This is a genomic window from Mucilaginibacter sp. UR6-11 (genome assembly GCF_020880695.1).
GTDB lineage: Bacteria > Bacteroidota > Bacteroidia > Sphingobacteriales > Sphingobacteriaceae > Mucilaginibacter.
Genome location: NZ_JAJIWO010000003.1, coordinates 293225 through 305377, shown reverse-complemented (window position 1 = coordinate 305377; position 12153 = coordinate 293225). Strand labels below are relative to the sequence as shown.

11 protein-coding genes are annotated in these 12153 nt (G+C 42.2%); 8 read left to right on the top strand and 3 right to left on the bottom strand.

Annotated elements, in window-relative coordinates; genetic code table 11:
- Positions 1-2: 2 nt before the first annotated feature.
- The 4 genes from LJ658_RS10295 to LJ658_RS10280 all read left to right on the top strand — a co-directional run bounded on the left by LJ658_RS10295 (position 3) and on the right by LJ658_RS10280 (position 4867).
- Positions 3-1448, top strand: a complete 1446-nt coding sequence (locus LJ658_RS10295; protein WP_230546417.1) for a TolC family protein — start codon at positions 3-5, stop codon at positions 1446-1448.
- Between the two features lie 21 nt (positions 1449-1469).
- Entirely contained in the window at positions 1470-2813 is a 1344-nt protein-coding gene (locus tag LJ658_RS10290) for an efflux RND transporter periplasmic adaptor subunit (RefSeq protein WP_230546416.1), read from the top strand.
- 187 nt (positions 2814-3000) lie between these two features.
- A complete protein-coding gene (locus tag LJ658_RS10285; RefSeq protein WP_230546415.1) occupies positions 3001-4008 on the top strand; it encodes an NAD(P)H-dependent glycerol-3-phosphate dehydrogenase in 1008 nt (335 codons plus the stop codon).
- Positions 4009-4522: 514 nt separating this feature from the next.
- Positions 4523-4867 carry a hypothetical protein gene (locus LJ658_RS10280; protein WP_230546414.1) on the top strand — a complete coding sequence of 115 codons (345 nt, stop codon included), beginning with the start codon at positions 4523-4525 and terminating at the stop codon, positions 4865-4867.
- A gap of 339 nt (positions 4868-5206) precedes the next feature.
- On the opposite strand, the gene LJ658_RS10275 is transcribed toward LJ658_RS10280, so the two are convergent.
- Positions 5207-7066: a DEAD/DEAH box helicase gene (locus tag LJ658_RS10275; RefSeq protein ID WP_230546413.1), complete on the bottom strand. Its 1860-nt coding sequence runs from the start codon at positions 7064-7066 to the stop codon at positions 5207-5209.
- 144 nt (positions 7067-7210) lie between these two features.
- Here LJ658_RS10275 and LJ658_RS10270 point away from each other — a divergent pair, with 144 nt between their 5' ends.
- Entirely contained in the window at positions 7211-7444 is a 234-nt protein-coding gene (locus tag LJ658_RS10270; protein WP_230546412.1) for a hypothetical protein, read from the top strand.
- Positions 7445-7732: 288 nt separating this feature from the next.
- On the opposite strand, the gene lspA is transcribed toward LJ658_RS10270, so the two are convergent.
- A complete protein-coding gene (gene lspA, locus LJ658_RS10265) occupies positions 7733-8257 on the bottom strand; it encodes a signal peptidase II (RefSeq protein ID WP_230546411.1) in 525 nt (174 codons plus the stop codon).
- 51 nt (positions 8258-8308) lie between these two features.
- Positions 8309-8776, bottom strand: a complete 468-nt coding sequence (locus tag LJ658_RS10260; RefSeq protein ID WP_230546410.1) for a DUF4293 domain-containing protein — start codon at positions 8774-8776, stop codon at positions 8309-8311.
- Between the two features lie 118 nt (positions 8777-8894).
- Here LJ658_RS10260 and LJ658_RS10255 point away from each other — a divergent pair, with 118 nt between their 5' ends.
- From LJ658_RS10255 to LJ658_RS10245, 3 genes are all read left to right on the top strand, one after another.
- On the top strand, positions 8895-9413 hold the full coding sequence (locus tag LJ658_RS10255; protein ID WP_230546409.1) for a DUF892 family protein: 519 nt from the start codon (positions 8895-8897) through the stop codon (positions 9411-9413).
- An 85-nt stretch (positions 9414-9498) separates the two neighbouring features.
- The gene (gene truA, locus LJ658_RS10250) at positions 9499-10263 is read left to right on the top strand and encodes a tRNA pseudouridine(38-40) synthase TruA (RefSeq protein ID WP_230546408.1); all 765 of its coding nucleotides are present in this window, start codon (positions 9499-9501) and stop codon (positions 10261-10263) included.
- A gap of 57 nt (positions 10264-10320) precedes the next feature.
- Complete coding sequence (locus LJ658_RS10245) at positions 10321-12120, top strand: ABC transporter ATP-binding protein (protein WP_230546407.1); 1800 nt, start codon at positions 10321-10323, stop codon at positions 12118-12120.
- The last annotated feature ends 33 nt before the right edge of the window (positions 12121-12153 follow it).

Sequence of the window (12153 nt, the reverse complement as noted above, 5' to 3'; positions counted from 1 at the left end):
TTATGACGAAATTTATAATAAAAAAAGTAAGTATTTTAAGTGTGTTTTGTATGACCCTGATCGGTTTTGCAGCAACGGCGCAGGAGAAAATAACATTACAAATGGCGGTCGACCGTACATTGGCAAACAACCTTACCATTAAGCAGGCGCAGGTTAATGAAGTGGTAGGGAGTGTCGACCTGGAACAGGCAAAGAACAATTTACTGCCAAGTTTAAACGCCAGTTCATCAGGAGGATATAATTTTGGTCGCAGCCAGGTGGGTGGGCAATTGCTTTATACTACTTCAACATCATTTAACGCCAGCGGCGATGCGCAAATGCAGGTAACCCTTTTTCAAGGCGGGCAATTGCGTAATCAGATCATTCAAAACAGGTTGGCGCTTGATGTTAATAAGGGCCAGACAGCTAAAGTTAAAAATGATTTGATATTGAGTGTTGTAACCACCTATCTGCAAATACTAACCAATCAGGACCTGGTTGTTGCCGCAAAGCAGCAACTAGAATTGGCCAATCAAACTTTAGACAGATCAGACATAAGTTTTAAAGTAGGAAACCAAACACTGGCAGACCTGTCTCAGGCTAAGGCGCAGGTGTCAACTGCTACCTTAAGTTTAACTACGGCTCAAAATCAACTTGATCTTTCTATGTTGATATTAAAGCAATATATGGAAATGAATCCCTATACGCCTATCGAGATTGAAAGACCTGATATAAGCAAATTAACAGATATAAAAACGCTTTACGATGCTAACGAGGTGGTTCGTACTGCTTTAACCGTAAATCCGGATATTCGTTTAGCTGAGTTACAACAAAAAACATATCAGCAAGCTATTAAAGTGGCTAAAGGATATTATTACCCAACGGTGAGCTTGTATGGAGGTTTGGGGTCAAATTATTCAAATAAGATTGTCTCAAAAACGACTAGTTTTACCGACCCTGATTATGAAGTAATAGGCCGTGTGGCGGGTACTTCTACAAACGTTTTAACCTTAGATAAAGTGAGCCATCCTATTAGCGGTCCGTATTCGGCATTTGATCAAATCCGCGATAACTTTAATCAAAATATAGGGCTAAATATCCAAATCCCCATTTTTAATAAATTTAACACCCGTACCACTGTGCGTAAGGCGGAGCTTAATTTGCAGAGTGCACAGCTAAACACACAAATTGCAAAAAACAATTTAAGTAAAACCATTATACAGGCTGTGCTTGATCTGCAGGCCGCCGATAAGCAATATCAATCGGCGACACAAACGTTTGAAGCTAATAAAGAGGCATTGAATGTTACCAAACAACGTTATGATGTAGGCCTGGTAAACTCACTTGATTATAATACCGCAGTTACCAACTATAATAAATCGCAAAACGATATGATAGCAGCAAAATATACAGTCATATTCAGAAGCAAAATAATTGATTATTACCTAGGTAACACCATCACACTTTAAAATAAAAAATCCTGAATCATCATGGGAAAGACTACTAAATATATTCTGATAGCCGTTGGGGCAGTTATTGTATTGCTGATAATAGGTAAGTTAACAGGCGTTATCGGCAAATCAGATAAAACGCAGGTTGCCACTGAAAAAGCTGCCGTACGTGATATTAATGAAACGGTATCAGCCAGTGGTAAAATCAAACCGCACATCGAGGTTAAAATAAGTCCCGAGGTATCCGGTGAGGTGGTTGAGTTGCCGATTAAAGAAGGCGATGTGGTAAAAAAAGGCCAGCTGATCTGCAAAATACGCCCGGACATTTTAAAATCGGGCTATGAACGCGCGGTTGCATCATATAACTCGCAAAAAGCAAGTGTCGGCAATTCAAGCCAGATGTTAAAGCAAGCGGAGGCAACATTTGCCAATCAATCGGCGATTTACAAACGCAGCAAAGAGCTCTTTGACAAAAAGGTACTCACCGCTGCCGAGTTTGATAATGCTAAAGCCAGCTATGAAAATGCCAAAGCCGGCCTTGAAGCGGCAAAGCAAAATGTAATCGGATCGCGTTATGGCCTGGCGCAATCATCAGCAACGGTTAAAGAGGCGCAGGACAATTTGTATAAAACAACTATTTATTCGCCGGTTGACGGAGTGATCTCAAAATTATCCATTGAAAAAGGCGAACGCGTATTAGGTACCGCGCAGTTTGCCGGCACGGAGATCATGACCATATCTGATCTTAGCCAAATGGATGTTAACGTTGACGTTAATGAAAATGATATCAACCGCATTGTCGTAGGCGACTCGTCAAAAATAGAGGTAGATGCTTTTTTAGGCAAGAAATTTAGCGGTGTGGTTACAGAAATAGGCAGCTCGGCAAACGTGGTAGGCACAACGGCCGACCAGGTTACCAATTTTACCGTTAAAGTGCGGATCGATCCAAAATCATACCTGGACCTGTTGAAAAAGACAAGTAATAACCCTTCGCCTTTCCGCCCGGGGTTAACAGCCACCGTTGATATTAAGACCAACCATACCAACGCACTATCGGTGCCCATACAGTCGGTAACTACCCGCGAGGAAAAGAAAACTGATATAGGTGGCAAAAAAACCACCGGCACCACGCCTGTTAAAACTGCCAGCAGCGCGCCAATAAAAGAATACGTATTTGTCTACAGCAACACCGGTAAAGTTAAGCAGGTACAGGTTACCACCGGCATCCAGGATGACATGTATATCCAGATTTTAACCGGCCTTAAGCCGGGCGACGAAGTGGTATCTGCACCCTACCCGGCTATAGCTAAAACACTGAAAGATGGCGCTATGGTTGAAAAGGTAGATAAATCAAAACTGTTTGAAAACAAGGATTCCAACTAAGATTTAGTTTTTCAATAAGCAGGCTTGCATCTGAATTGATTAATGGCTGACCGGCGGGTTGGCCATTTTTATTTGTTGCCTTAAACATCTGCACGGCCCTTGTCCGCATATTGCGTATTCACTTATCTACACATCTATACATTTTCATTAACTTTGATGCCGTCAGCTAAAACTGGCCGTACTATTAATGCAGAATAAAAATAACAGGATCTTGGTTGTTGGTGGCGGTAGCTGGGCTACTGCTAATATTAAAATGCTTACCGATAACAGCGTTGAAAAAGAAATTTTTTGGTGGATGAGAAACGCACAGGCGGTTGAGCATGTGCATAAATTTGGTCACAATCCCAATTACCTGAGCTCGGTTGAAATCAAGGTCCCGGCTGCTAATATCTCCACAGACTTAAAAACGTTAATAAAACAAGCTGATATTATTTTGCTTAATGTGCCCGCCGCTTTTTTAAAAGAAGCATTAACGGATATAACAACCGAAGACTTTGCGGGGAAGAAAGTGGTATCGGCTATAAAGGGTATAGTGCCTGATGAGAACCAGATCATTGGCGAGTTTTTGCATAAGAAATATGATATCTCGTTTGATGACTTCGCGGTGATAAGCGGCCCCTGCCATGCCGAGGAGGTTGCGTTAGAAAAGCTATCCTACTTAACTATAGCATCGCGCGACCCTGCCCTGGCTGCCTGTTTTGCCGGGATGCTTAATACGCGCTATATTAAAACCATTGTATCTGACGATATTTACGGTACCGAATACGCCGCCGTACTAAAAAATATCTATGCCATTGCCGGCGGCATTTGCCACGGGGTGGGGTATGGCGATAATTTTCAGGCGGTGCTGATATCAAATGCCATACGCGAGCTGATGCGTTTTGTTGACGCCGTGCACCCCATAACGCGCGATATTAAAGAATCTGCCTACCTGGGCGATTTGCTGGTTACCGCCTACTCACAGTTTAGCCGTAACCGCACCTTTGGTAACATGATAGGGAAGGGCTATACCGTTACTTCGGCCCAGTTGGAGATGAACATGATTGCCGAGGGTTACTATGCCGTAAACTGCCTGCACGAGGTTAATAAGCAATACAATGTAAGCATGCCTATTGTTGAAGCAGTTTATGCTATCCTGTATCAGAAACGTTCGCCGGCTATGGAGATGAAGCGCCTGGCCGAACATCTGAATTAGCAGCTATTCAATATCATACCGGCATCACTCATTTAACCGGTAGTAATTTCAAGTGTTTTTAGGGCATTGCGCCTGTTGCCGGTAGTAATTTTTGGTGTTTTTAGGGCATTAGCCATTTTACCGGTAGTAATTTTTGGTGTTTTTAGGGTATTGTGGGTTATGCCGGTAGTAACTTTTTAACCAAAAACTGCCCTGGTTGACTGTAAACCGCCTTTTTCTTAAACCGCCGTGTTAAACGCTGTTATTTTATCGAATTTATAAGATGCCATTTGTTATCAAAATAAAAACCGGGCAACCTCAAATATACCAAATCCAGGTAGCGCTGTTGGTGGCGGTAATTTGGCAGTAATTTAAAAATGCACTGCATTAAATAACCTACATCGGCTACCAAACAGTACATCAACTATTTCTTTAACAGAAACTATATTACGCTGCATGCTATAAATTAAGTGTTTATGTCTAAAGATGGTGATTGGCAAAGAAATTGTATATAAGCTATTTAAATAAAACAATCATGAAAAATACATTCAAAATAGCTTTGCTTTCGGCCGGAATATTTGCGGCAAGCCAGAGTTTTGCTCAACATCATGAGCCTGTTACCAAAAAAGTGGGCCATGCAGCTAAAGACGTAGGTCATGCAACAGCGGTAGCCGCTAAAGATGTAGGTCATAAAACATCAGAAGTTTCTGTTAAAGGGGCAGTTGCCGTTACGGGTAAAAGATATGATGGCCACTGGGCTCCAACCGGCGAATTGGTTTATATCGACAAACATTCACGTTATTATTATGTAGATAAACGTGGTCATTATCAGTACCTTAAAAAATCTCAGTTAAGAACCACTAAACCTGACAGGCACTAAGGGGTCGTACCGGTACACAACATCTATATCTATTGCCATGAAAACATATGTACTAATAGCCATTCACATATTGTCTGCCCTGTTATTATTCAGCATGTCCTGATTGGCTGTAACGCTTAGTATAAAGATTAAAGATTAGTTAATAGAGATTAGTTGAAAGACCTACTGATCTTTAATCTTTTATATCCCATCCTCTCTAAAAACAAAAGCCCCTCCGATCAATCGAAGAGGCTTTGTTAACTAAACTAACTAAAAAACTATCTTTATAAAGATTGAAGATTAGTGATTAAAGATTAGTTATACTCCTAATCTTTAATCTTCAATAACTAATCTTTGTGCTTAGAAACGACGTTTACGTTCCGGGCGATCTTCGCGGCGTTTGCCTGAAAAATCACGGAAACCTGCGTTGCCTGGATTGCCCGAGCCCCTGTTTCCACCTTCACGGCGCTCGCCACCACCACTACGGTTGTAGCCACCGCCACCTTCACGGCGTTCGCCACCACGATGACCGCCTTCGCGGCGCTCGCCACCGCCACTGCGGGTAGTGCTTGTGCCTTCGCCTGACACTTCAATACGTACTTCGCGACCCTTAAATTCAACACCTTTAAAGTTGTTGATAACGGCTTCTGATTCGGCATTAGGTACTTCAAAGAAAGAGTAAACTCCTTTAACATCTATTTTGCCTACGGTGCGGCCGCTTATTTTACCATTAGTGCAAATGTAACCCAGCAAATCGCCGCGGTTAAATTCATCAACAGAACCTAAGTTTATAAATAAACGGGTGTATTCTGATTTACCGCCTTCGCCACGGGGTGCGCGTTCGCCACGTTCTCCGCGTTCGCCACGTTCGCGGTCGAAACGGCCTTCTTCAATCGGCGCGTTCAAATCAGGTGCGTTTTTATAATAGTCTAAAAAGCGGTTAAACTCGATAGATGCAAAACGTTTAATAAAATCTTCTTTGGTCAGGTCCTTAAACTCTTCCATTATGCGTGGAAGATATTGTTCGATCTGCTGCTCGTTAACCTCTACGTCATGTATTTTATGTACGATAGAGAATAATTGTTTCTCGCAAACATCAAACCCGGTAGGGATCTCGGCCTTAACAAATTTTTTGCCTAAGCCCCGCTCAATCTGGCGGATCTTACCTAATTCTTTTGCGTTGATGATTGAAATAGATACACCTGTTTTACCGGCACGGGCAGTACGTCCGCTACGGTGGGTATAATTCTCAACCTCATCAGGTAATGAATAGTTAATTACGTGGGTAACGTCGTTAACGTCAATACCACGTGCGGCAACGTCAGTAGCTATTAACAGCTGCAGGTTACGCTCGCGGTAGCGTTTCATTACTTTATCGCGTTGTTGTTGTGACAGGTCACCGTGTAATGAATCGGCATTGTAGCCGTCTTTCATTAATGACTCGGCAATATCCTGGGTCTCAATTTTGGTACGGCAAAATACAATACCAAAAATGTCGGGGTTAAAATCAACAATACGTTTAAATGCGGCATACTTATCACGGGCACGTACAATGTAGTACTCGTGCTCGATATTAGCGTTGCCGGTATTTTTAGTACCCATGGTAAGCTCAAATGGCTCGTTCATGTACTTTTTAGCTATGCGGCGCACTTCGGCCGGCATAGTTGCAGAAAACAACCAGGTTTTCTTAGTGTCCGGGGTGGTAGACAGGATACTGTCAATATCTTCCTGAAAGCCCATGTTGAGCATTTCATCAGCTTCATCCAATACTACAAATTTCACCTTTGTAAAATCGATAGCCTTACGGTTGATAATATCAAGCATACGGCCAGGTGTGGCTACAACAATCTGTACGCCGCGTCTTATCTGGCGTAATTGGTCAGAAATACTAGCTCCGCCATAAACAGCGACAACGTTAACGTTGCCCATTTTTTTGGAGTAGTTCTTAATGTCGTTAGTAATTTGTAAACAAAGTTCACGTGTTGGGCATAAAACAAGCGCCTGTGGATGATTTTCTTCGAAATCCAACAGTTCTAATAATGGTAGGCCAAAGGCAGCAGTCTTACCGGTCCCGGTTTGGGCTAATCCGACAAAATCGTTGCTGCCTGTTAACAATACCGGAATTGACTGTTCCTGGATTGGTGTAGGGTTTTCGAACCCTAACTCAGAGATGGCATTAACAATATCATGACGGATTCCCAGATTAATAAATGGGTTCATGAATTTAAATAACGAATCTGGCTACATCGCCAAATCGGCCGCAAAGGTAGCGTTAATTTTCGGTATTTCAAACTGTGATTTTGTTTAAAAAGGTAGGTTTGTAATAGAAGATTATTTTATTTTATATTTAATAAGTTTATTGCTATGGATATTCAGGCTGAAAAATTAGATTTAATAAGGTGGCTTACACAAGTGACTGAGCCATCGACAATTAAAAGGTTTATGGCTTTAAAGCAAAAAGAGCAGGGTGATTGGTGGGATGAAATAAGCGAGAGTGAAAAGTTAGAAATTGAAGAAGGATTGGCTCAGGCTGATGCAGGCAAAGTACTTCCTCATAAGGAAGTGATGGCTAAATATGAAAAATGGCTTTCGAAATAGTCTGGACGAAGCGTGCTGCCGAGGGCTATGATAACATTATTAATTACCTGGAAGCTAACTTTGCCGACAGGTAGGTCTCAAACTTTATCAGGGAAACAAATAAGTTTTTTGAAACCTTAATGCTTCATCCCGAATTATTAAGAAAATCTACAAAAATAAGTGGTTACATAGGGGGCCAATAAATAAGCTCACCATATTAACTTATCGCATTAAACCCAAAAGCAAACTAATAGAATTGATCAATATAAGAGGAGCAAGGCAAAAGCCGTTGCCTTAATATTGATTATACTATAAAGCGTCTTCCACATTATCCGGCCTTATTAACCCTTTATTCTTACTGGTATAAGCTATAAACAATCCAATCACCCCGGCCGTTATACAAACGTCGGCTACATTAAAAATGCCGGTGCGCAGGTCGCCGATACCCATGTTCATAAAGTCGGTTACCCGACGGTCGTAAATTATACGGTCGATAACATTCCCTACTCCACCTGCGATGATCAGCGCAAAGCAAAATAATTTAAAGTTGCCAAACCTGTTTAAATGCTTCATTACATAACCGAAAAATACAGCTAAAACAACTAACGGCACCATGCTTAAAAGCCAGAAACTGGCTGTTTTGGGCAATTCGTCGCCAAAGCTTAGCGCCGCCCCTGTATTTTCAGCATATTCAAAACGGAAGGTATCATGAAAATAGGACCGCGGCTGGCTAAACATTAAATGCTCTTTAGCCAGTTGCTTGGTTACCCTGTCGGCCGATATCAATAAAAGACAGCCGATACAGAACAGTAAAATTTTTACCCAGGTTTTCATAGGAGATAAATTTGAAGTCCTTTTTTTTGGAAAAGGATGCAGGCGAGATTTTTATCTAAGCCTGTCGGCTGATTTTACCAGCTTCTCATCTTTTTGTATAGATTTTTGCGCCAGTATGATTAATACAATGCTTAACGAAAGCAAGATGATGCCTATACCATAATTGCTCATGTTTAAGTAAGCGCCGCCAATAGCGTTTTTAACCACCTGCGCCACCCAGTAGCTGTAGGCTATTATTACCAGCATTAAGCCATAACATAAATTAATTTGCTGCCTGCGGTTTTTATACATAAAAACAGTAATTAACGGCAGCAGGGCCACTATGGCTGTACCTACGGTAAGCGCGGTAAAAAAATCTGTATGGGCTGATTGCCCGTTAACATCCTGGTAAATACCGGTAACCATTACCGTTATGGCTTTGCCATTTACATAAACGCCGTGTACCAGCGGGAATACAAATAGTGCTGCTATTATCAGGCCTGCAAATAAAAGGTATATAGATTGGATACGTTGTAGCATGATGATCAAAAATTATGCAGCAAATATAATTGCGGCTATTGATAAAATTGCCATAACGCAATACATTATTTAATTTGTAAATAAAAATGTATTTTAGCCTACCTTATTTATTATCATCATGGCCGATACCCCTGACGAATTACTTACACCAAAGGAAGTAAAGTTTGAAGATCATCTTCTGAAAAAGATGTTTCTTGAACATCTTAACAGCATTTATTTTGGTAAGCAACACCTGTTTGAATTTTTTAATGAGATTGAATTAATTGCGTCGCTGAAACAACTGAAACTGGCTATTGACGAATTGCGCGACGACACCAATACCCAGATCCGTCAAATGGATGAGATCTATCAATCTATCGGGAAGCAACCAACCAAAACAACGGTATTAGGAATGAAAGGAATGACACTGGAAGCCTATCTTTCGGTTATCCGTTCGGGCAAATCGCCGCTTGAGCGTGATGTATTTATATTATTTTACCTGCAGATAATTGAAGGCATAGAAATAACCTACTATAAAGTTTTGAAAAACCTGGCTAAGTCAATTGGTTACAGCAATACGTTTTTAGACCAACCCTTTGATACTGCTGTCGAGAATAAGTTTTTATTCGAAGCGATTTATACGGAGTATATCAGTTAATTTTAAAGATTGGTAATTAAAGATTAGTGAGAAGGTACTAATCTTTAACAACCAATCTCTAATCTTCAATTGCTACCTTTGCCCCGTGGCAAACAATCAACGCTATTTTATTGAACTGGCTTATGACGGTACCAACTATCATGGCTGGCAAACACAGCCTAACGCGGTTACCGTGCAGGAGGTTTTGGATAAGGCGCTTAGTACTGTTTTGCGCCAGCCGATTGAAACCCTGGGCTGCGGCCGTACCGATACCGGCGTACATGCCAAAGAGTTTTTCGCGCATTTTGACCTGGTTGACAGTTCGGCGTTAACGGATCAGGGTACATTTCTGCGCAGTATCAATTCCGTTTTGCCGCATGATATCGCCATCAAAAACATCATCCCGGTACATGCCGGTGCGCATGCGCGGTTTGATGCCGTGCTGCGCTCATACCAGTACCATATCCACTTTAATAAGGACCCGTTTAAACACGGCTACTCGTGGTTGCTGCGCGACGTGCCCGATTTAAAGCTGATGAACGAAGCGGCCCGGATCATTATGGAACATACGGATTTTAGCTGTTTCAGCAAATCAAACACCCAGGTTAAAACCAACAACTGCAAAATAAGCCGAGCGGAATGGGTGAAGGAAGATGATAGCATTGTCTTTCACATCTCGGCCGACAGGTTTTTACGCAACATGGTGCGCGCTATTGTAGGCACGCTGATAATGGTTGGTAAAAATGAGATAACACCCGATGCTGTCCGGGATATTATAGAAAGCAAAAACCGCAGCAATGCGGGCGCATCTGTGCCGGCTTGCGGGTTATATTTAACAGCGGTACGATATTCTTTTTTAGGCGAAAGGTAAAAGGTTAAAGGCAAAAGGTTTTAACTTTGTTATTCATACACTCAATCAATCATCACAATGGCCGAAGTTACCGGAAAAGCATTTGACTGGAGGCTGCTAAAGCGGGTAATGCATTATGTTAAACCGTATAATACTACGTTTATCATATCTGCATTTTTGACGGTGTTTTTGGCCGCGAGTGCTTTGGTGCAGCCTATCCTTATCAAAAAAACGCTGGATGAGCATATCATGCTGAATGATTATAACGGCCTGGTATTTATGGCCGAGCTGATGATAGGCTTGCTCATTATCCAAACGTTTGCACAATACTACCAAACCTATTTAACCAACGCGCTGGGGCAGTCTGTGATCCGCGATTTGCGGATCGATATTTTTAATCATATCACCAGCCTCCGCTTAAAATATTTTGACCGCACGCCTATCGGGATGCTGATTACCCGTACGGTATCTGACCTTGAAACCATTGCCGATATCTTTTCGGAAGGGCTGATCTCTATCATCGGCGATTTGTTGTTAGTGTTCGCTGTTATTATCTACATGCTGGTGCAGGATTGGAAACTGGCGCTGATCACCCTGATACCGATGCCGTTTTTATTTGCATCAACGTATGTGTTTAAAGAGGCTATCAAATCATCGTTCCAGGAGGTGCGTACACAGGTGGCCCATTTAAACACATTCCTGGCCGAGCATATTTCGGGCATCAGTATTATCCAAAACTTTGCCCGCGAAGAGCAGGAGATGCGTAAGTTTAAAGCGGTTAACTTAAAATACCGAGACGCCAATATCCGGTCAAACTGGTATTATTCTATTTTTTTCCCGGTGGTTGAGATTTTGTTTGCCATTTGTATGGGATTATTGGTTTGGTACGGTTGCAAGCGCATCCTGTCAGATGGGCAGCTGGCTTTATTATCTGCTTCAAATAAAGGTATCACTCCCGGTGTTATCACCGAGTTTATTTTGTTGCTTAATATTCTGTTTCGCCCTATACGCCAGCTGGCTGATAAATTCAACACCCTGCAAATGGGCATGGTAGGCGCCGACCGTATTTTTAAAGTGCTGGATACCGATGAGGTAGCCGTTAATACGGGTACACTAAGGCCTAAACGTTTAGACGGCGAGATAGAATTTAAAGATGTTTGGTTTGCTTATAACGACGAGAACTGGGTTTTAAAGGATATTAACTTCCACGTAAAACCCGGCGAAACGCTGGCCCTGGTTGGCGCTACCGGTGCGGGTAAATCATCAACCATAAATATCCTGAACCGGTTTTATGAAATAGGTAAGGGCGAGGTTAGTGTTGACGGGCACAATATCATGAAGTATGATGTTAATTATCTGCGGTCGCAAATTGCTACGGTTATACAGGACGTGTTTTTGTTTACCGATACCATTGCCAATAATATCAGCCTTAACAATGAGCTGATCACCCGCGAACAAATCATCGCGGCAGCAAAAGACGTAGGCGCGCATGATTTTATTGAACGCCTGCCTGGCGGTTATGATTATAATGTGATGGAACGTGGCGCAACCCTGTCTGCCGGTCAGGCGCAGCTGATCTCTTTTATCCGCGCGCTGGTTTATGATCCGGCTATTTTGGTGTTGGACGAAGCCACATCCTCGGTTGACACGGAAACCGAGGTATTAATACAAAATGCTATTAACAAGCTGATGCAGGGCCGTACCGCTATTGTTATTGCCCACCGGTTATCAACCATACAAAATGCCGATAAGATCATCGTGCTTGATCATGGCGAGATCAAAGAAATGGGCACCCACCAGGAACTGTTGCGTATTGAACATGGTTATTACCGCAAGCTGTATGATCTGCAGTTTAACTCGACGGGGATAGCGAGGTAGTGTGTTGAAAGTTACAGCTTCTAAGTTGTATGG